Source organism: Pseudoalteromonas sp. CO325X, from assembly GCF_004208955.1.
GTDB lineage: Bacteria > Pseudomonadota > Gammaproteobacteria > Enterobacterales > Alteromonadaceae > Pseudoalteromonas > Pseudoalteromonas ruthenica.
This window is the reverse complement of the sequence record NZ_SGPG01000017.1, coordinates 155,301-180,734: the sequence shown is the minus strand read 5'-3', so window position 1 is coordinate 180,734 and position 25,434 is coordinate 155,301. Positions and strand designations below refer to the sequence as shown.

At 49.2% G+C, this 25,434-nt stretch carries 20 protein-coding genes; 12 read left to right on the top strand and 8 right to left on the bottom strand.

The genetic code is table 11. The features are described 5' to 3' along the window. Window positions 1–3: 3 nt before the first annotated feature. On the top strand, window positions 4–1,128 hold the full coding sequence (locus EXT46_RS09130) for a DUF4785 domain-containing protein (RefSeq protein WP_130146804.1): 1,125 nt from the start codon (window positions 4–6) through the stop codon (window positions 1,126–1,128). Between the two features lie 175 nt (window positions 1,129–1,303). After that, window positions 1,304–2,176, top strand: coding sequence for a DMT family transporter (locus EXT46_RS09125; protein WP_130146802.1), 873 nt, complete (start codon window positions 1,304–1,306; stop codon window positions 2,174–2,176). A gap of 97 nt (window positions 2,177–2,273) precedes the next feature. On the opposite strand, the gene EXT46_RS09120 is transcribed toward EXT46_RS09125, so the two are convergent. Beyond that, window positions 2,274–2,795: a hypothetical protein gene (locus EXT46_RS09120; RefSeq protein WP_130146800.1), complete on the bottom strand. Its 522-nt coding sequence runs from the start codon at window positions 2,793–2,795 to the stop codon at window positions 2,274–2,276. Between the two features lie 209 nt (window positions 2,796–3,004). Here EXT46_RS09120 and EXT46_RS09115 point away from each other — a divergent pair, with 209 nt between their 5' ends. Beyond that, window positions 3,005–3,472: a hypothetical protein gene (locus EXT46_RS09115; protein ID WP_130146798.1), complete on the top strand. Its 468-nt coding sequence runs from the start codon at window positions 3,005–3,007 to the stop codon at window positions 3,470–3,472. Here EXT46_RS09115 and EXT46_RS09110 read toward each other — a convergent pair. The 3 genes from EXT46_RS09110 to EXT46_RS09100 form a co-directional block, all read right to left on the bottom strand. Further along, the gene (locus EXT46_RS09110) at window positions 3,469–3,786 is read right to left on the bottom strand and encodes a multidrug efflux SMR transporter (RefSeq protein ID WP_022945006.1); all 318 of its coding nucleotides are present in this window, start codon (window positions 3,784–3,786) and stop codon (window positions 3,469–3,471) included. The genes EXT46_RS09115 and EXT46_RS09110 overlap by 4 nt on opposite strands. Further along, entirely contained in the window at window positions 3,786–5,318 is a 1,533-nt protein-coding gene (locus EXT46_RS09105) for a carbon-nitrogen hydrolase family protein (protein ID WP_045979388.1), read from the bottom strand. The genes EXT46_RS09110 and EXT46_RS09105 overlap by 1 nt, the downstream gene beginning before the upstream one ends. A 71-nt stretch (window positions 5,319–5,389) precedes the next feature. Next, window positions 5,390–6,298, bottom strand: coding sequence for a LysR family transcriptional regulator (locus tag EXT46_RS09100; RefSeq protein WP_045979389.1), 909 nt, complete (start codon window positions 6,296–6,298; stop codon window positions 5,390–5,392). 103 nt (window positions 6,299–6,401) lie between these two features. On the opposite strand from EXT46_RS09100, the gene EXT46_RS09095 reads away from it, so the two are divergent. After that, window positions 6,402–7,256: a type 1 glutamine amidotransferase domain-containing protein gene (locus EXT46_RS09095; protein WP_130146796.1), complete on the top strand. Its 855-nt coding sequence runs from the start codon at window positions 6,402–6,404 to the stop codon at window positions 7,254–7,256. A 12-nt stretch (window positions 7,257–7,268) separates the two neighbouring features. Beyond that, window positions 7,269–8,423, top strand: coding sequence for an iron-containing alcohol dehydrogenase (locus EXT46_RS09090; RefSeq protein WP_130146794.1), 1,155 nt, complete (start codon window positions 7,269–7,271; stop codon window positions 8,421–8,423). 40 nt (window positions 8,424–8,463) lie between these two features. Here EXT46_RS09090 and EXT46_RS09085 read toward each other — a convergent pair whose 3' ends face one another. Beyond that, window positions 8,464–9,150 (bottom strand): SDR family oxidoreductase, encoded by a 687-nt coding sequence (locus tag EXT46_RS09085; RefSeq protein ID WP_045979392.1) that lies wholly within the window; start codon window positions 9,148–9,150, stop codon window positions 8,464–8,466. Window positions 9,151–9,272: 122 nt separating this feature from the next. Between EXT46_RS09085 and EXT46_RS09080 the strand changes: the two genes are divergently transcribed. After that, window positions 9,273–13,445 carry a DEAD/DEAH box helicase gene (locus EXT46_RS09080; protein WP_130146792.1) on the top strand — a complete coding sequence of 1,391 codons (4,173 nt, stop codon included), beginning with the start codon at window positions 9,273–9,275 and terminating at the stop codon, window positions 13,443–13,445. A 67-nt stretch (window positions 13,446–13,512) separates the two neighbouring features. Here EXT46_RS09080 and EXT46_RS09075 read toward each other — a convergent pair whose 3' ends face one another. Further along, a complete protein-coding gene (locus EXT46_RS09075) occupies window positions 13,513–15,345 on the bottom strand; it encodes a fasciclin domain-containing protein (RefSeq protein WP_165381095.1) in 1,833 nt (610 codons plus the stop codon). Between the two features lie 306 nt (window positions 15,346–15,651). Here EXT46_RS09075 and EXT46_RS09070 point away from each other — a divergent pair, with 306 nt between their 5' ends. The 6 genes from EXT46_RS09070 to EXT46_RS09045 all read left to right on the top strand — a co-directional run bounded on the left by EXT46_RS09070 (window position 15,652) and on the right by EXT46_RS09045 (window position 23,700). After that, window positions 15,652–17,793: a TonB-dependent siderophore receptor gene (locus tag EXT46_RS09070; protein ID WP_130146790.1), complete on the top strand. Its 2,142-nt coding sequence runs from the start codon at window positions 15,652–15,654 to the stop codon at window positions 17,791–17,793. A gap of 9 nt (window positions 17,794–17,802) precedes the next feature. Further along, window positions 17,803–19,017 carry a PepSY-associated TM helix domain-containing protein gene (locus EXT46_RS09065; protein ID WP_130146788.1) on the top strand — a complete coding sequence of 405 codons (1,215 nt, stop codon included), beginning with the start codon at window positions 17,803–17,805 and terminating at the stop codon, window positions 19,015–19,017. Window positions 19,018–19,200: 183 nt separating this feature from the next. After that, on the top strand, window positions 19,201–21,528 hold the full coding sequence (locus tag EXT46_RS09060; RefSeq protein ID WP_130146786.1) for a TonB-dependent receptor: 2,328 nt from the start codon (window positions 19,201–19,203) through the stop codon (window positions 21,526–21,528). 47 nt (window positions 21,529–21,575) lie between these two features. Continuing rightward, the gene (locus EXT46_RS09055; protein WP_022944995.1) at window positions 21,576–21,863 is read left to right on the top strand and encodes a hypothetical protein; all 288 of its coding nucleotides are present in this window, start codon (window positions 21,576–21,578) and stop codon (window positions 21,861–21,863) included. Next, a complete protein-coding gene (locus EXT46_RS09050) occupies window positions 21,860–23,467 on the top strand; it encodes a PepSY-associated TM helix domain-containing protein (protein WP_130146784.1) in 1,608 nt (535 codons plus the stop codon). The genes EXT46_RS09055 and EXT46_RS09050 overlap by 4 nt, the downstream gene beginning before the upstream one ends. Further along, window positions 23,464–23,700, top strand: a complete 237-nt coding sequence (locus EXT46_RS09045) for a hypothetical protein (RefSeq protein ID WP_130146782.1) — start codon at window positions 23,464–23,466, stop codon at window positions 23,698–23,700. Before EXT46_RS09050 ends, EXT46_RS09045 begins: the two co-directional genes overlap by 4 nt. A gap of 5 nt (window positions 23,701–23,705) precedes the next feature. On the opposite strand, the gene EXT46_RS09040 is transcribed toward EXT46_RS09045, so the two are convergent. Together EXT46_RS09040 and EXT46_RS09035 are read right to left on the bottom strand one after the other, a co-directional pair. Then, window positions 23,706–24,440 (bottom strand): SDR family oxidoreductase, encoded by a 735-nt coding sequence (locus EXT46_RS09040; RefSeq protein ID WP_130146780.1) that lies wholly within the window; start codon window positions 24,438–24,440, stop codon window positions 23,706–23,708. A 39-nt stretch (window positions 24,441–24,479) separates the two neighbouring features. Then, complete coding sequence (locus tag EXT46_RS09035; RefSeq protein ID WP_022944991.1) at window positions 24,480–25,406, bottom strand: prohibitin family protein; 927 nt, start codon at window positions 25,404–25,406, stop codon at window positions 24,480–24,482. Between the last annotated feature and the right edge of the window lie 28 nt (window positions 25,407–25,434).

Below are 25,434 nucleotides of genomic sequence, written 5' to 3'. Positions count from 1 at the left end.
GACATGAAATACACACTAACCCTGAGTGCTCTGGCCATGATGACCAGCGCCGCAATGGCCAATGAACAAACCATATATCAGTGGCCTAATGTATATCAAGGCGACAACACCAGCTTGCAACAGTTAACAAAAAGCAGCCATGAATACTGGCAAACGGTCAGTGGTCGAGAGCTCAAACAAGGTGTGGCTGTGCACGTCACCCAAGCCGACCACCTCATCCGCGTTGCACCAAAAGCGCGCTTTGACAGCGGCACAGTGATTAAACCGCAACAATTGCAAATGGATAAACTGCAACTGCGAGATGCAAAAAGCAACGCCTCACTGGCGCTAAAGAGCATAGCCGCGCAGCAACAAATGCAGCAAGCGGGCTTTAAAGATGGCAGTGTTGCCATTCAGATCAAAAATGTCAGTGCGCAAAACAAGCCGATGCTACAAAGTACTCAGTCACTGGGTGACGATGACCAATATCTGCTGCATGTAGTAGAGAAAGATTCACCCTATGCACTGAAAGCCCACGCCGATTTCAGAGTCGATGAACAACAGCGTTCTCTTGCTATGGATTTATCTATGGCGCAGCAGGGCAACGCTAGCAAGGCTGCCAACAATGTTTCGCTGCGTGTTCACAGCCCGGTGGATGAACAACTCTCTGCTCGTTACGCCAACGGTAAAGTGATTTTCAGCCAGCCGTTACAGCATGTAGGAGCGGCGCAAGGATTTTATGAAATAGAAGCCGACACCACAGTAAACATTAACGGCCAACAGGTTAAACGCACCATAAAACTGCCTTTTGTGTATAGTAAAGACACTATTACCATGAAAACCGCAAAAGTCAGTGCGCTCGGTAATAACCGTTTCCAAGCCAGCGTACCGGTGAGTGTGAGTGATGAAGGCCGTTACGCTATTCGCGCTACGCTGCAAGGAATGGTAGCAGGTAAGGCAACCAAGCTGGCTACTGTCGAGGTCGCGAAAGCGATAAAAGGTGTTGATACTTTTACCCTGCCTTTCGATGTTGCCACAGCGGCAACGGGGCCATTCAAGTTGGTGGATGTTGAGTTAAGTGACCACACTCGGATGCTGAAATTCACCCCCACACAGAAGTTTGTTAAAGGCCCGGTAGCCGGGTTTTAAGCGCACGATGATATGCACCCAATATCAGGCTTGGCTTGGTATTGGGTTTACCCTAGCTACGCCTACAAGCACCTTGGGGTAGTTATTACCTTGGTTAATAATGAGTATCTAATTTCCTCATTAGCCAACGCTACAACACCATGATAACTTAAAGTTTTTCTTATTGGTTGAATTCATGGCTTGGGTGTTGTTGACATTGTTAGCGGCCTTTTCGCAAAGCTGGCGCAACGCTCTGCAGAGCCAGCTGAGTTGCCATACCTCCAGCCTTGCGGTCACCCTTGCACGGTTTATCGTTGCCGGCCCACTCGCTGGTGTTTATCTTGCTGTGCTTTACCAAGTTCAACCAACCCAGCTGATCACCCCATCACCGACCTTACTCTACTACGTCGTTGGCGCAGCGCTGATGCAAATACTCGCCACCGCCTTGATGGTACGATTATTCAAAATGAACAACTACGCTGTGGGCGCAGGGCTGGCAAAGAGCGAAGCCTTGGTCGCAGCTATTTTAGGTATGTTGTTTTTTGGCTCAACGCTCTCGTTATTGGGCTGGTTTGGGGTTATTCTCGGCGCCATTGCGGTCATGCTATTGTCGGGCCCAAGCTTGCGCACTCTCAATGGGCCAACGGTGTTGCTGGGGCTTGCCTGTGGCAGTAGTTTCGCCCTCACCTCTTTATGGGTGCGCCAAGCGAGTCTCAGTTCGGGACTGACCTTTCCGCATAGTGCTGCTTGGGTTTTATTATTTGTACTTACCCTGCAAACCCTCATTTTACTGGCCTATCTCGGCTATAAAGATCGGCCCGCATTATTAAGCTTATGGCGATACCGGCGACTAACGGCTTGGATCAGCTTAACCAGCTGCATTGGCTCTATTGGCTGGTTTAGTGCTATGAGTTTAGAGCACGTCGCCTATGTAAAAACCTTGGGCCAAGTGGAGGTATTTTTCACCATGCTAATCTCCTATCTATGGCTCAAACAGCCAGTAAAACGCCGTGACAGCCTAGGCCTGCTGCTGATTGCTATAGCAGCTATTGCAGTGATGTGGGGATAACAGCGGGTTATATGTACTAACATCGCGCTGTATATTGCCACGCAGTGGAGGCTCAGTACGCACGTAGGTGAATGCCGAGCCAAAACATTTATTTCGACTATTTAATAAACGTACCCGATGTATCGAAGCCAAAGGTAGTCGACGTTGTTGTGACATCGTCTTCACCAAGCTCTGAATTATAGACGGTGATATCTGTATCACTCACTTCTATGCGGCTGATATTACTCGTCAGTGTAAAGTCGCCGATCGCTTCCAGGCTAGAATGTTTATAAACAAACCCTTTTAAGGCCAGCAGTTTATTCCCCGAGTAATACTTCACGAGCGCATAATCAACACCGTCTTTGTTGACGAAAGTGATACTCGGCGTGTGCCCTTGTATCCTGGCAGCCAAAAATGGCACCTTATTCTCATCGTAACTGAGAATATAAGTGTCTTGGGTCGGCAAGCAAATTCCTGATTTATCTTTATGGAGAAGCTTTACCTGAGTAAAATCCACATCGGCTTTGTTATTAACAACTTCAATAGGCTTAGTAACTTTGATAGCGAGGCAATCAGAAGCACTAACGAATTGGCTTAATAAAAGAAAAATAATCGAAGCGAAAAAGCGATAGCTCTTCATTGTTTAAATCTCCTAGTTTAACTTTAAAGCATCTTCCCTTACTTGTTGTCGCTGCCCGCCTTTTCTGCGTTAGCTTAGAGCTCAGCGATTAATTGAGAAAGCCTCTGTTGTATAGGCACCGCTTTTAGGCTCAAAATTGCTTATCTCATTTATTTAATAGCCATTGTATGTAGTAATATTGTTGGGCACGGATAGAAAAGGAACACCCCATGCAAGGAACTAAGCAGCTCACTTATATTACCCTTATCGTTATTCTCTTAACAATGTTCACTGCACAAGCTCATTCTGAAGATAAAGAGCTAACTTCCATAACGGATAACCCAGGTTTTAACTACTTTAAATCTACCTTATTACAAGTTATCGAGCAAAGAAGACCTGAACTATCGGGGCAGCACCACTTTTATGTGGCTCACTACCGCGAAGGCAGCGAATACACTTATATGTTTTGGCAAGAAGCAAGGCTATTTTGGATTTTACACCTAGGTACCCCTGAGGAATACGGTTGGATGTCAATGCTATTACCTAGTAGTGGCGAGTTACTGCATATCGATAAGGATGTCGTCGCCACTCAAGAGGAGGTGGGCACAAGCATTTATATGGTAAGCCAACAATGGATAAATGATAAAATTTTTAAGTGTGTGGTCGACGGTGATTTAATCACCGTCACCTACCCCTAGTTCGCCACCTTTAAGGTAATCACCCCAGCGATAATCAATAACACACCGAAATAGCGCATTAATGATGAGCTGTCGCCGTAGAAGAACACCCCAACCAAGAAGGTGCCTGCGGCGCCTATGCCTGTCCAAACCGCATAGGCAGTGCCAATTGGAATGGTCTTTTGCGCCAGCCAAAGTAAAAAGCCACTAACACCCATAAATACAATTGCCATGGCTATCCCTAACCAGCGCGTTTGTGGCTCCTGAGCCAGTTTTAACCCTACAGGCCAACCAATTTCAAATAACCCTGCGCAAATCAAATACAACCACGCCATTAAGAGGCTCCTTTAACTAACTTCACTTGGTATAGATCATCGCGACGATCCTTAAGGTTGCGCACTGTGCCTTCACTGTGGAGAATTTTCAACTTATCCATATCAAGATCGGAGAACAACAACATCTCAGTGTTAGGCGTGGCTTCGTTCAAGCAAGCATCATGAGGAAAAGAAAAATCCGATGGCGTTAATACCGCAGCTTGCGAGTACTGCACGTCTAAACTTTCCACTTCCGGTAAATTACCCACACTGCCTGCGATGACTACATAGCATTCATTTTCAATGGCGCGCGCTTGGGCACAATGGCGCACGCGTAAGTAACTGTTTTTAGTATCAGTCCAAAAGGGTACAAAGAGAATATCCAATCCCTGCTCGGCAAGAATACGCGCCAGTTCGGGAAACTCTACATCGTAGCAAATCTGAATTCCGACTCGTCCGGCATCAGTATCAAATACCGCTATTTTATCACCACCTTGGATCACCCAGTCATTGGCCTCATGAGGGGTAATATGGATTTTGCGCTGTTCATCCACTTTACCACTGCGATGACACAGGTAACTGACATTATAAATAGTGTCATTCTCAGCAACCGGCATTGAGCCGGTAATAATATTGGCGTTGTACTCCACCGCCATACGCGACATCGCATCAACGAGCGTGCTGGTATACTCAGCTAAAAAGCGAATCGCCTCGGTCTGGCTGCGATGTTCTTGTATGCCCATCAACGGCATATTGAAAAACTCAGGGAAGAGAATGAAATCGCTTTGGTAGTCGGAAACGGTATCGACAAAATACTCCACTTGCTTAAGCAGCTCATCGACGCTTTCAACACTGCGCATCTGCCATTGCACCGCACCCACACGAACAATCGATTTGGTGCTTTCAATAACCGTATCGGTAGGCTCAAAGAGAATATTATTCCACTCCAGTAAGGTGGCATAACCCACCGATTCTTCATCCTCTGGCAGATATTTCTTTAACAGCCGCTTGACCTGAAAGTCGTTGGCAAGCTGAAAGCTGAGGATTGGGTCATACACCTCTTTCCTATCCACCTTTTCGATGTATTCCATAGGCGACATCTGGGCGCGATAGTTGTGATAGAGCGGTATACGGCCTCCGGCTAAAATAGCCCTTAAATTATACTGCCGACATAACTCTTTACGCGCATCATACAAACGTCTTCCTAAACGCATGCCTCGGTGACTCGCAGCAATCGCCACATCTAAGCCGTACAATGCATCGCCATTAGGGTCGCTAAACACTCGGTCATGGCCATCGACGATATCATCATAGGTATGAGGGTTAGAGAAGCGCGCATAGTCAACCTGCACACTGAGGGCGATGCCTACTAACTGCTCATCATCAACAATGCCAATTTGCCCTTCGGGAAACTGGTCAATCAAACGGAAAATCGTGTGGCTAGGCCAGGCACCACCTAAATCGGGGTAAGCTTCGTCCATCAGTGTTTTAATCTGTGGGTATTGCTCTTTGGTCAGATTACAAATGGCTAAGCGGGTTTTTTCTACCGACATCATTCCCTCCCATGGGCACTGTAAAACTCTATTGTGGTGTTAGTGCAGGCAAAACAAAAGAGCCAATACACTTATTCGCGATGAAATGCGTAGCGATTAATGTTGGAAAACGCCATCATAATGTCTCGCGCATAGTTAACTCTAGGGTGTGCCAACGCGCCTTTACGCCAGGCCAGATAAATATTGTTTTCCGGTCCTTCGGGGCCCAACTGCACCAAACGTCCGCTGCGAATATCGTCATGACACAAGTAGTCCGGCAACACCGAATAACCCACGCCGGTGCGCACAATCCCCGCCAGAGCACGAATATCAGGGCAGGTAGCGACGATTGGCGAGCGGCAATGAGCTTTAAAAATCACATCAAAATATTCTCGAATAAGCGGTAGCTGAGCATCGTAGCTCACCACTGGTAAAGTGTTTAAAACGCTGGCATCGATTGGTGCTTGGGCAAGCGCATCGGCAAGCAAGCGATGTGCAACCAGCATCAGCCTCTCACTATCGAGCACCTGATAGTCATAAACCTTGCTATCGGGTAATGAAGCGGTGATCGCTAAATCGGCATTGCCGCTGTCCAGTGCCGAATAAATTTGCTCGCGGTTACCGGGCAAGATGGTGACCGTCACATTGCCCCCCTGCAATAGATTTGCAAGCTGCGCGGAGGCCACGTAACTAATGTATTCGGCGGGCCCGGCGAGGGTAATGGTTCCTTGCACATCGGTAGAGCGACTGCGCGTTGACGCCATTTTTTGTTCTATGGCATCGAAATGGCTACCCAACTGGGCCGCCAACTCATGCGCTATGTTGGTCGGCTCAACCCCGCGATGACGGCGCGTAAAGAGCGATTTTCCCACGGCCGACTCCACTGTTTGAATATGCGCTGTCGCCGCCGGCTGTGATAACCCCAGATTTTTCGCCGCTCGAGAGATATTCAAACAGCGATAGACTTCAACGAAGGTTCGTAATTGCACAAAGTAAGACATAAACTGATATCAGATATTTTATACCTAACCCAAATTAAACTGAATTCTGCTTATTATAGCCCTCCGCTATACTTGTCTCATCCTAAACTTGATTGGAGCAAGTATGCGTATCAAATCAATTACCACCCTAATCGCCACCGTGGCGACCTTACTAACCACCGCGACCGTTAGCGCCAATAGCAATGCAGAGCAAGTGCTGGTGCTGCTCTCCAGTGAAACGCACATGACCCTCGCCGATGGCAGTTCCTATGAAACAGGGTATTACCTCAATGAATTTGGCGTACCCGCTGATAAGTTACAAAAAGCGGGCTATGACTTGGTGCTTGCAACACCGAAAGGGAACGCCCCACAAGTAGATGAAAACTCGGTCAAAGCCATGTACTTTGGGGGTAACGAACAAGAAATGGCACGTATTGAAAAGGTCGTAGCAAACTTAGAGGGCATTAACGATACCTTGAGCCTCACTCAAGTGATCGACAATGGCCTAGACCAGTACAGCGGCGTATTCATTCCTGGTGGCCACGCACCTTTGATAGATTTGGCCAATAACCCAGAAGTAGGCACCATTTTATCGCACTTTCATCGTCAGCAGAAACCAACGGCGGCTATTTGCCACGGGCCTATCGCGCTGTTATCAGCACAGCAAAAACCCGGCGCTTACGAGCAAAAGATTGCCTCCGGGCAAAACGCATCAGCCACAGACTGGCTCTATGATGGTTACCGTATGACTATTTTCTCAAATCCCGAGGAAGCCAGCTTTGAAGCTTCGTTGGCAGGTAAAAAACTACGTTATTATCCAGCCAAAGCCATGGCCCAAGCCGGTGGCGATATGAGCTTTGCCGACAAATGGCAACCTAATGTAGTGGTTGATAGAGAGCTGATCACCGCGCAAAACCCTTTTTCCGATAACAAACTTGCCGATGCACTTATTTCCGCATTGCGTCAACGTAGCCAGTAGGGTAGTAACACCATGTTAAACTTTGAATTTAAAAACACCACAGAGATCCTCTTTGGCGAAGGCCAAAGCAAGCTTATCGCCGAGCGACTTAATAGCAATGACAAAATCTTATTGCTATACGGTAGCGGCTCGATTAAGAAAAACGGCGTTTATGACGATGTTGTTGCCGCCCTTGCCGGGTTCGAGTTTGTTGAGTTCGCCGGAGTGGAGCCTAACCCCACCTATGAAACCCTCAGTGAGGCTCTGCAAGTGGTCAAAGAGCAAGATATCAACTTTATTCTTGCCGTTGGCGGTGGCAGCGTGATCGATGGAGCGAAATATATTGCCGCAGCAGCGCACTATCCTGGCGACGGTTGGGATATTCTTGTCGAAGGGGCTGAGGTAAAAAGCGCGCTGCCTATTGGCGCCGTGCTTACGCTACCAGCCACGGGGTCGGAGAGTAACGGTAATTCGGTGGTCACCAAAAAGGCCACACAGCAAAAGCGCGCATTTGGCTCGCCTTTAGTGCAACCCCAATTTGCGGTATTAGACCCAACTTACACCTATTCGCTGCCCACTCGACAAGTGGCTAATGGTGTCGTTGATGCCTTTGTCCATGTGATTGAACAGTACTTAACCTACCCGGTGAACGCGCCGCTGCAGGACCGTTTTGCCGAGGGTATTTTGTCGACTCTTATTGAGCAGGGCCCGCAAGCGCTAAGTACACCGCATGATTACGCTGTACGGGCTAATATCATGTGGTCAGCGACCATGGCACTGAATGGCTTGATTGGTAAAGGCGTGCCGCAAGATTGGGCCACGCACATGATAGGCCATGAGCTGACAGCGCTTTATAACCTCGACCACGCGCAAACTTTGGCCATTGTGCTACCGGCGCTGATGTTTGTGAAAAAAGAGCAAAAGCGTGAGAAAATCATGCAGCTAGGACGGCGTGTCTTCGCTCTAGAAAATGCCGATGAAGAGGCACTAATCGATGCCACCATCAAAGCGGTGCAAGACTTCTTCGAGCAGATGGGGGTGAAAACCCGCCTCAGTGATTACGGATTAGATAGCCAAGCGGCTAGCGAAGCAGCTGAGAACCTGCGTCGCAATGATTTGCATGAACTCGGCGAACACGGTGATATTACCCCTCAAGTTGCCCAGTCCATTCTCGAACTGGCACGCTAAAGTGACAGGGCCGCCAAGCGGCCCTTACTTATCAATATTGCTAGCTGTCCATTTGCGTCGGCATGACATGCACCTCACGCACATTCGCCCTAGCATCAGCGCTGATAGCATAGTAAACCGCGTCGGCGATATCGTCAGCGGCAAGCTTATCCGGTTTCGGTTCGTCGAAAAATGGCGTGTCCACCATGCCTGGGGTGATAGTGGTGCAACGCCCCTGCCACTGGGCCATCTCTAGCGCCAGGTTTTGCCCAAAGCCATAGGCAAACCACTTACTCGCGCCATAAATAGACCCCTTCAATGGCATGCGCCCAGCAACCGAGCTAGTAAGAATGAATTGCCCTTGGGTTTTCCGCAAATGTGGCAAGCTGGCATGAGCGGTGTATAGCAGGGCATTAATATTAATGTCTATCATCTTCTGCCATTGCTGTGGGTCGCCCTTTTCTGTGCCCGCTTTACTCACTCCAGTACCGGCATTAGCAAAAGCCACATCCAAGCGCCCATAATGCATCACCGTACGCTCAACAACATCTTTAAGTGCATCATAATCGGTGGCATCACAGGCAAACGCTACGGCAAAGTCTTCGCCAAGCTCTTGTACCAACTGAGTAAGCTTATCCTCACTGCGCGCGGTCAATGCCACCTTATGCCCCTCAGCCACAAGTTTGCGTGCCGTGGCTTCACCAATGCCGCTGGAAGCGCCAGTGATCAACACTATTTTCTCGCTCATACACTCTCCTTCTAATTAAACTGACCTTATAGACCTTGGGGGATTAAAGGCAAAAACAACCCACTTGTGCAAAAACCTTGGCTTTGCTAGCGTGTCGCAACCACCATTGCACTGCCATAACCATGCATTTTATCGCCCTAACCGCTGAATTAAACGACACCATTGCTGAGCTATTGCACCGCTTTAATGAGCTTAGCCAAGAGCAACAACACCTTGCCCGAGTGTTAGCCGCCATTTATAAACCGATTGAGTTGCATGCCCTGACACGCATTGTGCAACATCCGGACATGGCTTCAATCGCGCCTTTCAACGACAAAACCTTGAAACATGCCATTACCGAGTTAAAAGCCTTAGAACTGGTGCAGCAAAGTCGCCACGGCGTGGTCATTAACCGTTTAGTCGCCAATTCACTGGTGCGCAGCGCCATAGCTAAAAATCATTACTTGGCGATCTTGACCGCTGCCGAGACCGTGGTTCCGGTGTTGAGTAGTTACCAGTGGCAAGAGCAAACCGCCGATCAGCGTCGCCTTATTCGCGATATGTATTTCCTTGGTGAACACAAGCGGGTGATGGAGCTGTTGGCACTGCCTAAAAACCCGCTACAACTTGATTGGCAACAAAGTCCGGCGCTGTGCGGCTTGGTGTTCTATCCCTTTAACCTTGATGAGTTCAAGACCCTGGATGCACGTTTACAGTATCAAGCCTTCGCCACCCTACTGGCAGCACATCGGCAACAAGGCCAAAGCACGGCAGTACTAGTGCAGTACTTACATCAAGCTTGTGTCGCAGTGCCGGACAACACCTGGCTACACAATCTAAAGGCGGAGCAATATCTATGGCGTGGCGATATCACTCAACTCGCGGCCCATATTAATCCGCAAGATACCGAGTTATATAGTTTATTACTGCAAGGCAGTGCTGCTTTTTTACAACAACAATTCGCAGCAGCGAAGCAGTTATTTGAACAGGCACTACAGGCCAAAAGTCGATATCAACGGCGTAAAAAGCAATACCTAGAAGGGATCTACGGACTTTTTTACCAGCTCACCTTGCTCACTCTAGGCAGTCGCCAAGACCGCAGCCCCTTGCAGACCCTAGAGCAGCAACTGGATCACCAACAACAAGACAAGCAACGCAGCGAATTTGCACTGACTATCGAGTTGGTTTTAAGGCGCTTTATGCATCATCTCAAAGGCCGTGATAGTTACCGATTTCGCGCCGATTACTTGGGGTTCTGTCGCAAAGGGGAGTTGAATTATCAGCTTTATGTGGTGTTTGCGCTGGCAGCGTACCGCTGGAGTTCGCAATCACCGGAGCCGTGGTTATTAGCGCTCAAAGACCCTGCTCAACGTTTCTTCGAACATAGCCAATGCCAGCTGTTTGGCGCTTTTTTGCAGCAGTTTGACGGCTTATCTACCGACGTTCCCATCAACATTGCGCATTTACTCCGAAGCCAAGAAAGCTGGGATATTGCCCTTGAACAGCTGCTTGCGCTTGATACTCAAACTGACAACACACGCGATGAAGACACTCGGTTAGTATGGCAATTAACCTCTGAGCGTTTTGCAGCAACGCTCAAACCAAAACAACAAAAACGCAGTAAACATGGTTGGAGTAAAGGCAAAGCCGTGTCGTTACAGCGCCTGCATAAAGAGCCTCAGAGCTTTAACCTGAGCCACCAAGACCAGGCTATCTGCGCCCAAATCGACGTGCGCACCGGCCATGACTTCTACCGCAGCAAAGAATACCATTTACCCCTTGCCAGCGCCCTACCCTGTGCCGTCGGCGCCGATAATATTGTTGATGAGCAAGGCCATGCTTTGGAGCTAGTGCAGCGCGAGCCTAGCCTTCGCATCGTCACCCATGGCGATGAGCTTAGCCTCAGTATCGCCCAGTTGCCCACCCAGATTTATCAGGCGGAGCCGCCGCTTACCTCGGTACGTATGCCTCGTCCTGGGGTGTGTGAGTTCACCATTTTTCAGCAACAGCATCTGCAAGTGGTTAATATCGTTGGCGAAGCGGGGCTCACCATACCCAGTCACGCGAAAGCAAAAGCACTGCAAAGCATCCGCGCCATTGCGCCATTGATAAACATCGAATCAGACATCGATGGCATCGGCGAAGCACTCATACAAACAGAACCCGCTGCTGAATTAGTGATCAACATTACCCCTTTGTCGTCGGGGTTAAAGTTCGACTGCGTAGTGATGCCTTTTGGCGAGCATGGCCCGACCATGAAGCCAGGGGTGGGCAGCCGCAATGTCAGTGCTCATATTGACGGTAAGCGTATTGCCCTACAGCGCGATCTCGCCTACGAACAACGTTTGCTCGAGCAACTAGATGAGCATTGCAGTGATTTTCAGGCCATGACCGACACCAGCTTGTCACAACCCGATTGGCAACCTGCGCTGGTCACTTTAGAGCAATTGCAATTGGCGTTAGCCAACCAACACCCTGATTTACCGCTCAAGCTGCGCTGGCCGCGAGGAAAAGCTATTACCTTAACGCAGCCACTAAAAAGTGAGCATTTACAACTCAGTATCAGCCAAAAAAATGAGTGGTTTGATATTACCGGCAGCGCCACATTGGACGATGGCAAGGTGCTGGAGTGGCAAGCTTTGATCACCGCTTTCGCCACCAGTGGGGGGCGCTTTATTACCTTGGAAGATAATCGTATTGTGGCGCTCAGCGAACAGCTAAAACAGCAGCTCGAAGTGCTCAGCGGGGCTGCCGATCAGGGCTTATATCACCCACTAACCAGCCGCTTAATTCGCGACCATACTACAGGTATGCGCATGCAAACTGTACCTGGCTGGGAGCAATTAGACCGCCGTATGCGTGAAGCCAACACGTTACAGCCACCACTCCCCAGCACCTTTCAGGCACATTTGCGCGACTATCAATTACAAGGTTTTGACTGGGCCATGCGTCTCGCCCACTGGGGTGCGGGAGGATGTTTAGCCGATGATATGGGCTTAGGTAAAACGGTGCAGGCTTTGGCGGTGTTAGTTGCCCGCGCCGGGGATGGCCCAGCGCTGATCATTGCCCCTACCTCGGTGTGCTTTAATTGGCAGCAAGAGGCGCAGCACTTCGCTCCGACCTTAACGCTAACACAGTTCTCAGAACTAAAAGATCACCAAACAAGAGCGCAAAAAGTGCAGGCACTTGGCGCCGGCGATGGTTTAGTGATCAGCTACCAGCAACTACAGCGTCATATTGAGTTACTTGAACCCATCCGCTGGCATAGCATTATTGCCGACGAAGCTCAGGCGTTAAAAAACCCGCTGGCTAAACGCACTCGCGCTGCGTACGCCCTAAAAGGCGAATTTAAACTGATCACCACAGGCACCCCCATTGAGAACAACCTAACCGAACTGTGGAGTTTGTTTCGCTTTATTAATCCTGGTTTGCTGGGCAACTTAAAACGCTTTAGTCGCCGCTTTACCCACGTCATTGATAATGCCGAGCAGGAGCCGGCCAAGGCCATAAAGGCACGCCGGGCACTCAAGGAACTGATCAAACCTTTTATGCTACGCCGCTTAAAGTCGCAAGTTTTGCAGGAGCTGCCGCAAAAGACTGAGATTAACCTGTTAGTACCATTGAGCGACGAAGAACAGCATTTTTATGAAGCGCTGCGCCAGCAGGCCCTTGAGCAACTGCAACAACTAGAGCAGCTCGATAACCCCGGCGAGCAACGCATCCAAATGTTGGCGCAGTTGACTAAGTTGCGTCAGGCCAGTTGTCACCCACAATTGGCAATGCCACAAAGCACCTTAACCAGTAGTAAACTCGAAGCCCTTGATGAGCTACTACAGGAGCTACTTGAGAATAATCATAAAGCACTTATTTTTAGCCAATTTGTCGGCCATTTACGATTATTGGAAGCGCATATTAAGCGCCGTGGCATCGCCTATCAATACCTAGACGGCAGCACTCCAGCCGCTGCGCGCAAAGCACGTATTGAGGCCTTCCAGCAAGGCCAAGGGGACGTGTTCTTAATTAGCCTTAAAGCCGGTGGCTCAGGCTTGAACCTCACGGCGGCCGACTATGTTATTCATATGGACCCTTGGTGGAACCCAGCGGTAGAGCAACAGGCTTCTGATCGCGTTCACCGTATGGGGCAAACACGACCGGTGACCATCTACCGACTCATTGCCAAAGGCACTATTGAAGAAAAGATCCTCGCCCTGCATCAGCACAAGCGCGAATTAGCCGACACCTTACTCAGCGATTTTGATAGCACTGCACAGCTCAGTGTCAGCGAGATGATGGCTATGCTTAAAGACACCTTTTAACTCTGTACCACAACAAGCACAAAAGCCCGCTTAAATAAGCGGGCCGGCTGTCTGCACTGAGTTGTACTTATTGCATCGGCATCAAAACGGTGTCGATGACATGGATGACGCCATTGTCACTTGCTACATCCGCCGTGCTCACCACCGACTCATCGATATATAGCGCCCCATCTTGAATTGACAAAGTGCTCATATCACCATTGGCCATAGTGACCATTGGGTTGTCTGAATTAGCAATATCAATGGCCGCATCAGAGCTTACCGTAGCATCAGCAACTACATGATATAAAAGTACATTTGTAAGCGCTTCAGGATCGGCTAACAGCGCATCTAAGGTCGCTTGGTCAAGCTTATCAAACGCCGCATCGGTGGGAGCAAACACCGTAAACTCGCGCTCTAAGTCTGCCAAGGTTTGCTCAAGCCCAGCCTCTTGCAACGCACTGACTAGGGTTGTGAAATTACCATCGGCTACGGCAACATCCACGATTGACTGCTCACTAGGCGGCATTAGCACGCTATCAATCACATGAATAACACCGTTATCAGCGGCCACGTTGGCGGTGGTTACCTGCGCATTGTCAATGTACAACATATCATTTTGCAGCGATAACGTCGCCATATCGCCATTGGCCATGGTGATCATCGGCTGCTCTGAGTTAGCCACAGCAATGGCGGCGTCTGATTGCACTGTGGCATCAGGAAGTACGTGATAAAGCAACAGATCTGATAGCGCTTCAGCGTCGGCAAATAGCGCATCAACAGTAGCTTGGTCAAGCTGCTCAAAGGCCGCATCGGTCGGGGCAAAAACGGTAAATTCACGCTCTAAATCGGCTAAAGTGGTATCCAGCCCTGTGGTTTGCAAAGCCGCCACCAAAGTGCTGAAGTTGCCATTACCGACGGCGACATCGACCACAGATTGTGCTGGTGCCGGGACTTGAACTTCACCAACAACAACAGTATCGAGCACATGGATAATACCGTTAGTGGTTTGGATGTCTGTCATGGTCACTGTGGCATCACCAAATTTTAGCGTGTCGTTTTCGACATCAATAGTTATATCTATCTGATTGCCTGATACCGTCTGTGCTTGTTGGCCACTCAAAGAAAATGCCGTGATTGAGTCTACCGAGCCACTGACAACATGCTGCAACAAAATCTCTTTGAGCACTTCAGGGTTGGCCAGTAACGTGTCGATGGTGGCTTGCCCTAATGCCGCAAAAGCCGCGTCAGTCGGAGCAAAAACAGTGAATTCCTGCGATTCGTCACTCAAGGTTGCGACCAAGTTAGTCGCTTCAAGGGCCGCCGCCAAGGTGGTGAAGTCGTCGCTGGCAACCGCTGTTTCAATAATATTCATCGTTGGCTGCTGCGGTTGTGATTGTGGCGGCGTCAATACCGCATCAATCACATGGATCACGCCGTTGTTGGCGCTAATATCCGTGGTGGTCACGGTTGCCGTGTTGACCAATAACTCGTCACCAGATAAAGACAAGCCCAATGCTGCACCATTGACTGTCGCTATGGTTGAGCCTGCGGCGTCAATTGCGGCACTTGAGCTGACCCGAGAGTCCAAAACATGATAAGTAAGGATCGCCGAGAGAGTATCAGGGTCCTCAAGCAAGGCATCAATGGTTTCTTGCCCAAGCAAGGCAAAAGCGTCATCAGTGGGTGCGAACACTGTAAATTGACTGTCGGTGTCGCTGAGAGTGGCATCTAGCCCGGTGGCCTGAAGTGCAGCGGTCAAGGTTTCAAAATCCTCAGACGCAGCGGCAACATCAACCACTGTAGTAATGGGCGCTTCGGGCGGTTCGACGACAGCAGTATCGTTGTCATCGTCATCACTACAAGCGGTAGTAAGCGCCAACAAACCTGCTATAAGCGTTAATTTCAGATAGTCTTTCACGTTTGCTTTCCTTTTTTTAAGTGAGACAGCAAACTCAACTACGTCGGTAACGATAATAAAAGATCAATAAAGTGTTACTTTATTTATACAAGTTGTGCCTACATCATCAACAAACAACTGTGATTCTTTCTATCATAAGCACATAGTAACTATCTAAATAAATTGAGATTTCTATCGTTTTCAGAGCAAGTAAAAAGCATCAAGAGTACTCCTAACTATTGCTCAATTTTATATAACCATATTGTAAGTGATAATTGTTTTCATTATACTTAAGTTCTGTTTTCAGTTTTACTTACTACAATAACTATGCGCTACTGTTCTATTTTCTTAGCTGTAATTAGCTCTTTACCGGCTCTTACTCATGCCAATACGGCCACCGAGCAAGATCAAGCGAATAACGATACCATAGAGAAAATTGAGGTAGTTGGTCGCGCGTTTTCTCTTTATCGGCCCACAGAATCAAGTTTCGGTACCCGCACCAACACGCCTTTGGAAAAAATTCCACAGTCGATTCAGGTACTGCCACAAGCATTAATAAACGATCAAGCTGCACGCCAGATCACCGATTTATACAGCAATATCGCCGGCGTTAATGCGTTTAGTTATTCAGGGGTGACCTTTCGCGGCTTTCGCCAAGACGAAATTCTCTATGATGGTGTAAAGGGCGACCCATTTAATGGTTTTGCTGTTCCCCAGCTATTTAATATTGAACAAGTCGCCGTGCTCAAAGGGCCAGCTGGCGCAGTGTATGGCAGTGGTAACCCAGGCGGCATTATTAACTACGTGACTAAAAAGCCGCAGTTTAGTGAGCAAACCACGGTAGAACTAGAGATTGGGAATGATGATTATCTTAGCGGAGCGTTTGAAAGCACCGGCGCCATCAGTGATTCCGACGCTCATGCCTATCGCGTTGGTCTATACCGCGATAGCGAAGAGCCCTTTCGCGCCAACACTACCACCGACAACACCATTGTCGATCTGGGCTATACCTGGCTGGCCACTCACGATGCCGAGCTGACGCTACAGTATACCTATATAGAACAAGAGCTAGGTGGCGCACGCTTGCGTGGCGTTCCTGTAGACGAACAAGGTAACTTCATCACCGATATTAGTTGGAATCACAACGAAGCGACTGACTTTCAAAACGTTGAGGCCCATGTTTATCAAGCCATTATAAAACATGACCTGAATGATATTTGGCGAATGGATATCACCGCACGTTACTTCGACAACGAGGAACTGCAGAATTATCATGAGCCTCGCGGCCTAGTCGATACTGACAACGACGGCGTAGCTGACTGGAGCCATCGCGAATTTCGTGATCAAATACGCGAAAATGAAGGTTTTAGTCTAACAGCCAACGCCATTGCTGAGTTACAACTTGGCGATACGCAGCATCAAATACTGCTTGGTAGTGATTGGTATAAACATGACTTTGCTGGCGATTACCGTACCGCACGACAACAAAGTAAAGGCGGCCCTGTGCCCGGGCTCGACCTACATAACCCTGAGTATGGCCTGACTTCACGCGCCGACTATAACATGGACGCCATTGCCTCTCGCTTGAGCGCGACTACGCTGACGCGTTGGGGTGTCTATGCACAAGACCAAGTCGATTTAACTGACCAATGGAGTGTGACTGCAGGGCTACGTTACGATCACTTTGAAGACCGTGATGGGCTCAATCACACCGAATTCTCCGATAGCGATATAACTTATCGTCTCGGTACGAGCTATAACATCAATGACATGTTCTTCCCTTATGCCTTGCACGGTACCGGATTTGTGCCGCAAAGCGCGAGCAATCAAGACCCTGCAGCTGGTGGCCCGTTTGACCCAGAGCACAGCCGTATCAATGAGTTAGGACTAAGAACTAAGCTTTTCGATGACAGCCTCGCGGTGAACATTGCCACCTACGATATTGTTCGCGAAAATATCTTACAGCCCAGCTTGCTCGGTGATATTGGCAATGATGGCACCGATGATCTGGTGGCCTTAGGAGAAGTGCAAAGTAAGGGGATTGAGCTGGAAGTGGTGGGAGATGTTACCGAACGTTGGGTGATCACCGCAAGCTATGCATACAACGACACACGAATCACCGAATCCAGTGATAGCATTCGCAACCAAATTCCCGACAGCGACAAGTTTGCTAATGCGCCACAAAACACACTGGGAGTCTGGACTCGCTATGAGCTGCCACAGCTTAACTCATCAATTTCCGCAGGTTTAGACTATGTCGACGAGCAAATGAGCCTAGGTGGATTGCCGGTGAAGCCTTACACCATTTACAATATGGCATGGCAAACCCAGTATCAAAACTGGCAATGGCAGCTCTCGGTTAAAAACCTCTTCGACAAAGAGTATGCATCCAGCGGCTTTATTACCCGTACAGGGCACTTCCCTGGCGAGCCTCGTCGCATTTATGTGAGCGCCAAGTATCGTTTTTAAGGAATACCAGTGAGCGCTAGGCAGTGGTTTAATGTGCACTCATGGGCAGGGCTGTTTGTTGGCGCCCTGCTTTTCGTGACTTGTTTATCGGGTACTTTAGCAACACTCAGTCACGAGCTTGAGTACCTGAGTGATAGTCAGTTTCGCGCTATCAGTGACAGTGGCGACACCGATTTTGCCGCCATTGAACGCACCTTGAATACGCATTACCCCGGTGCTCAGGTGATGTATCTAGCTCGCCACAAACAAGACTATCTCGCCACTGAAGTTCAGTTAAAAATACAAGGGTCTTTTCGCTTCGTGTATGTGGATGGTGCCACCGGTGCATTACTCGGAGAGGGGCCGTGGGCACGTATCTCGCGATTCTTGCGTAACTGGCATATGACCCTATCCATGGGCTGGACGGGGAAGCTGATCATCACCAGCTTAAGCTTACTGTTAGTGGTGTTGTTGGTGTCCAGCCTTTACGTATATCGTCAGTGGTGGCGTCACTTTTTCAAGCGCCCCGCTCCTCTCACACTTAGCAAGCGCAATAGCTGGTCCGATTGGCATAAACTCCTTGGCCTGTGGAGTTACTGGTTTATCTTGGTGATGGCACTAACGGGATTATGGTATTTAGTTGAACACGGCCTACAAACGGCGAAGATAGATCATTATGTTGCACCGCCGCCAGCAGTGACCCAATTGGCCAATCAAAATGAAAAGAGCACACGCCCGCCGCTCACTTTGAGTGCCGCTTATCAGGCGGCGAAGCAGGCCTTCCCAAGCTTGGATATTCGCTATATCAGCTACCCACAACACAGTCATCAGGCTATCCAAATTCGCGGTTACAACGACGATATACTGCTGCGCCTGCGCGCCAATAAGGTCTATTTGCACCCGGCAACGGGGGCCGTTTTAGGCATCCAAAAAGGCGAGCAACTGCCCTTAGTGCCGCGCCTAAAAGACACCGCCGATCCATTGCACTTTGGTAACTTTGCCGGCCTCGGCACTAAGCTCATTTGGGCGTTCTTTGGCGCGCTGATGACCTTTGTGAGCGGTGCCGGAGTGGTGATGGGCTGGTTACGAGTGCGACGTAAAACCTCTGCTATTCGCTGGCTAGGGGTATCCGGCGTTATCGCTATTGCGTTAGTGCTTGCCTCGGTGGTTGCCACGAGTATGTCATTTAGTGTGCGCAACGTTCCGGCGGAGTTATTTTCGCCAGTGCTCGGCGTTGAGAAGTAAGAGGGTGTTGCAATAGTGCTACCACTCTAAAAATAACAATTAATCCCTTAACTATTGAGTTGAAAGTAAAAAATTAGCGATTAATCAGCTTTATTAGCAAAAAATGAACAAATGATTATTGTTTGTACTTACATAACAGATCTATAATGCGAACGATTTTCATTTTTCATACAGGGAATTATTATGAAGTCCTCTCCCGCTCTCGCTCCCTTAGCCAGTGCTATTACTTTGGCGTTATGTGCAGCAAACAGCTTAACCGTTCACGCCGATGTTCAGGATATTGAAAAGATTATTGTCAGTGGTCAAAAAATTGATCGCGGTCTACAAGAAACCCCCACCAGCGTTGCCGTAATAACAGAGCAAACGGTAGAGCGTGAGAACCTCAATACCTTCTATGATGTCCTTGCTCGGACCCCCAACGTATCTGGAACTGACGGTGCAGGCTTTAATATTCGTGGCATTGATGCGTTTAATGTTACCGGCGGCGGCTCTGGCGGTTTAGCCAGTGTGTATATCGATGGCGCGCCTGTGCCGTACAGAATGATGCAACAAGGCGGCTTTTCTACTTGGGATATCAGCCAGGTGGAGGTTCTTCGAGGCCCGCAATCGACCCTGCAAGGCCGTAATGCACTGGCAGGCGCGGTGGTCATGAATACCCGCGATGCAGAGCAAGAATACAGTTTGAAAGCTCGCCTGGGCATGGGCGAATACGGTGCTCAAGAGGCCGCCATTGCTCTTGGAGGTGGCCTGGTTGAGGATGAACTGGCATTTCGTCTCAGTGCTGAAAAACGTGATAGTGATGGTTACAACACCAATGTGGCTACCGGTGAAGAGTCGGACTTTGACGACAATGAATTCTACCGCGCTAAGCTACGCTATACGCCGACAGCCTTACCCCAGTTTGAAGCACAACTGAGCTTTATGCACAGCGAAAACGAAAAAGGCATCGAATGGGTAGCGACACAAAGCGGTAATACGGCTTATCCGATTAACGATATCTTCGATGATCGTTACGTTTATCTCGACTCACCAACCTTTGAGTTTACCGATACCGACATGTATGCGCTCAATATGCAGTACGATCTCACTGATTTCTGGCGCCTCACTGCAATCACTACTTACTCTAACTCAAAGTATGGCTATGAATGGGATGGCGATGCGTCGATGGTTGGACCGCAATCAACACTCACCGATCGCCGCGAAGACAAAACCACTTCTCAAGAACTGCGCTTAACCTATGATGGTGAACGCCTCAGTGGGTTAATCGGGCTTTACTATTCCGATGTTGATGTTAATGACATCAGCAGTGGCGAGCGTGGTGTCACCTTTGAGCAGCTGGGTGTACGCACGTTACTGACAGCCCCCCCAGAGTTTGGCGGGCTGGGACTACCCGCTGTGTTAGCCGAACAAGTTCTGCAATTATACCGTGGCGCTGACCCCTTGTTTATTAGCCAGTCTGCCCATTATGTGCAAGGGATCACCACCACCGCCTTGTTCGCTGATTTTACCTATGAGCTAAACAACCACTGGGACGTATTCGCTGGCCTACGCTATGACCGCGAACAACAGGAAAACGGCAACACCACCGATATCAGTATCAGTGCACGCACCGAACAAGCGCTACCACAACCCAGTGACTATGCGTTTGATCCCATGCTGGCACAACTGATTGGCGGTATTAATCAGCAATTATACGCGATGGCCGCCGACGCCTCAGGCGACGAGCCCGTTGAAGACGCTGACTTTGATGCTTGGCTGCCCAAAGTGGGCGCTACGTATCGCTTCAATGATGACGTATCATCTAGTTTCACAGTGCAACGCGGTTATCGCTCAGGTGGTGTGGGCACTAATATCGCCCAGTCGACGCCCTTTACGTTCGACCCTGAATACACTTGGAACTACGAGTTAGCAATGCGTTCCGTGTGGCTTGACGACGCATTAGTACTCAACGCCAACCTCTTTTATTTGGACTGGGAAGACCAGCAAGTTGATGTCTATCTATCCAGTAACCAATATGATCGTGAGGTTCGCAACGTTGGCGCATCCCATGTCCAAGGTTTTGAAACCGAATTAAGTTACTCGCTCAACCCAAGCACTCGCTTCTATGGCGGTATTGGTTATTCGCAAACAGAGTTTGACGACTTCGTGCAACTCTTTAATGGCGTTGAGACCAATTACAGCGGACGCGAATTCGCCGGTGCGCCGCAATGGACTGCGCTAATGGGAGTTGATTACTTCTCACATCAAGGTTGGGTCGCCAATGTGAATGCCAGCTACACCGGCAGCTCCCAACGCCTATCCACACCCTTAGAGCAGGGGTTAGACCCACGCAATGACGCCCACTGGCTGGTCAATGCCCGTGTCGGCTACCAATGGCAGCATTATGGTGTGTATGCCTTAGTGCAAAATGCGCTTGATGAGCAATATGTTGTGTTAGCCCCAGCGGGACTTGGCAACCAAACCTTAGGCGCTCCGCGCACCTTCAGTGTGCGCTTCGAAGCACAATTTTAGTTAGGCATTCATCGCGCGGCCCAGCGCCGCGCTCAAGGGGCAATAATATGACAAAAAAACGCACCTTCAGTGCCACCAAGCGTCGGCACTTTCTTGCCTGCGTGTTGGCACTGCTCACCTCGGTAGTGATTATTCCGGGCATGACAACCTATTTACCTTTTGCCATGAGCGAGCAAATTCTCATGCCAATTATGCTGTTTCCGCTTATTTGGACAGCGCTATTTATGTACGCATATATGGCGGAAAAGGCATGGCATCCGTTGGCAGTAATGGTACTGCTGATAGTTATTCATGGCGTATTGAGTTTTATCGCCCTAACAGGAGCAACAGGATGAAATCATTAACCATCAAGAAGCTCTTTAATATCCATAGTTGGGTGGGAGTTATTACCGCTGTATTGCTATTTATTGTCGCCTTTAGTGGTGCTATTGCGGTATTGAGTCGCCCTGAGCTGAAAATATGGGCGAACCCCGAAATTCAGCAGGCTCCAAAAATACCAGCGCAAGCAATCACTGAGCTTGTGAATCAATACCATGAGCAAGTACCCGCACCATTCGGTGAAAATATTCATGTGTATCTGCCTAGCGGCCATAACACTCATTTACTGACCTTGTTATTTGAATCGCATCATGGTGATGATAATTACGATCAGGCTGTGGCGCACGTTTTTCAATTTCACCCCAACACCTTGGCGTTGCAATCGACTTACTATGGTCCGAGCCAAACCTTCTATGCTGAGCGCAAAACAGATGCTGCCAGCTTTATTGGCCATTTTCATGCCGACTTACATCTCGGCCGACCGATTGGGCTAATACTCACAGGGGTGCTAGGTTTGACGCTATTAGTGTCGACGCTCACCGGGCTGTTTATCCACCGTCAGTTTTTGCGGCAACTGTTTACCTTTCGCCGCCATAAAGGGACCAGTCTGTGGGTGAGTGACGGGCACAAAGTAATGGGGATTTGGGGAAGTCTCTTTCATGGCGTGATTGGTTTTACCGGGGCATTCCTTGGCCTAGCCACAGTTATTTTATTGCCAGCCGCCGCTTTGGTTAGCTTTGGCGGCGATCAAGATAAACTAGTGGAAACATTTACCGCCATTCCGGAGCCGGTCATCAGCCATCAGTATCAACCGACCCAACTGGCCGACATTCTTGCTGATGCCGAGCAGCGCTTCGCCGATGCCCATATTCTTGATGCCACGATTATGGCGCATAACGACGCCAACAGCGAAGTCTATCTGCGTTTGCTTGGCGGGGAGTCGGTGGCCTCGCAGTTACTGCATTATCACGGCGATGGCGAGTACATAAAATCAATGAGTAGCTTTGGCGATATCCCCGGCGTGTCCATCAAAGTGTTAGAGCTATTGTTTCCCTTGCACTTTGGTAATTTCGGTGGGATTTTTATCAAGCTCGTGTGGACTGCGCTGGGCTTAACCACAGCACTATTGCCACTGTCAGGGATCATGATGTGGTTAAGTAAACGCGCTCGAGGCAACAACCCGAGCTTAAGCCACAAAGCTTATCAGCGCTGGAATCGCTTTATCATTGGCAGCTGTGGCGGCTTAGTACTGGCCTGTATGTTACTGTTTCCGGCGCAAGTGCTCATCAATGCCTATGTTCCACCCACCGCGCACAATGCCGTTATCGGCCCGCTGTTTTTCTATTCATGGTTGCTCTGGTTACTGCTTGGCGCATTACCTTGGCATTATCATCGCTATTTCCAAGCGACATTAGCATGCATAGGCAGCTTAGCGTTGTTGGTGCTACCGCTTAACGTTTTACTCTCTGAAAACCACGTGTTTAATGCTGGCAGCTTATTGGTAAGTAGTATTGATATCGGCTTTTTTGCTATTGGCTTGGGTTGCTACTACGCCCTTAGACGCCTCTATAAAGGCGCCGCAACTCGGTCGCAACTTGTTAATCAGGAGCAACAAGTATGAAGCTAATAATACTCGTGTGTGTCTCGATACTACTGTTGGCCGCCACCGGGTTAGTACGTAAACACTCTAAAACCCCACTCACTGTGCTGAGCTCGGTGCTTGGTTATGGCTTAGCAGCTTGGGGATTTGTTTATGTCTACGGCGTTATCGGCGGCGCTTTCACTTTCATTGCCAGTGCCTTGTTAGCAGGGATAGTTATCGCCTTGAGCTTAGGCAAGCCTGACCAGCAATAACGGCCTTAAGCGCCACCACTGACGTCAATAAAGGTGCCAGTGGTGAAACTTGCTTGTTCACCGAGTAGCCAGGCAATGGCTTGTGCTACTTCGTGAGCATACCCACAACGGCCTAAGGGTAACTGCGGCCCAAGGCGATGCACACGCTCTGGTTCCCCACCGTCGCCATGAATATCAGTGGCAATCACGCCCGGGCGCACACCATTGACGCGGATCCCTCGCGCGGCAACCTCTTTCGCTAAGCCGATAGTGAAGCTATCCATGGCTCCTTTTGATGCTGCATAATCGAGATACTCAAAAGGCGCACCCGTGCGCGCTGCAGCTGAAGACACATTAACGATAGCGCCGTTATCAGGCATACGTGGCAATGCTGCTTGAGCACATAAGAAGGCGCTGGTTACGTTCACACTCAAAGTGCGATTGATGCGCTGTGCATTGAGTCCTGCCAGCGAGGTTTGCGCTGCCAAGATGCCAACATTATTCACCAAATGAGTAAGGCCGCCGCAATGCTCATCAATGGTCGCAAAGAGACGCTCTACCTCTGACTCTTGGCTGACGTCGCCAGCCACTGCGAGCGCTATGCCACCACCTTGTTCAATCTCTGCTACGAGTGCATGCGCGGAGCGATGATTATTCAGGTAGTTAATGACGACTTGATAACCTTGCTCAGCCAACAACCGGGCTGTTGCTGCGCCAATGCCTCGACTTGCGCCGGTGACCAGTACGGTATGTTTATTCATAACTTAACTGCACAAAAAAAGCGGCTAACGCCGCTTCTCTTATTTTTCTTTCATATTCCAAAGGATACCTTGGTCTGAGCCCATAACCGTAGTCGGCATCTGACCATTCCATTGCTGTGCACGCATGTACTCAACTAGGGTGGCATTATTCTTAATGGCTTCAGCTTTCTTCTGCATCGCTTCAGCTTCCGCTAAACCTTTTAGTTTAATTGCTTCCGCTTCGGCCTGCGCCTCGATTTTAATCGAATAGGCTTTACCGTCTGCTTTTGCTTTTGCGGCATCACGTTGAGCCATTGCGGTATTTACTTCACGCTGAGCCTCAAGCTTTTGGCGCTCTAAACGGTGCTTTTCAGCCGCCGCAAGGTTCTTTTCTGTTTGCTTGGTCTCGATAGATTGGATGTACTTTTGCGGCAATACCAAGTCTTCGATTTGCGCCGAGTCTAACTTCACCGGATAAGCTTTCATTTCATCAAGTAACAGCTCCTCAATACGAGCGATAACTTGCGAGCGGTTTTGAATCAGCTCTTCTGCTTTGTAACGCGCCAGCGCATCTTTTGTTGCCGAGCGAAGCTTCGGGTCCAAAATGCGATTTTCGAACTGGGTCAACCCGCCATAGCTTTTAAAAAGGTCAAAAGCTTCGGTGCGGATCACTGTCCAGTTGATACTCACTTCAGCGGTTAAGGGCATTTGCTCGTGAGTAGCCGCCCGTAGCTTTTCTACGTTTTTGCGTGTGCGGATTTCTAACATCTCGACACTATCGACGAAAGGTATTTTGGTGTGCAGCCCCGGATTCACTTGTTCGGTGGCTTCGCCAAAGCGTTTAATGATGCCAACATGACCTTCATCAACGGTGTACATCGCACTCATTACCAAAAATACGGCTAATACCATGGCAATGACAGAAATGATAAGTCCTTTTTTCTTGCCTACCGAGGCGGTTAAATCAGGTAGGTTATTATCGTTCATCCTCGTTGTTCCTTAATTACTTCACTGT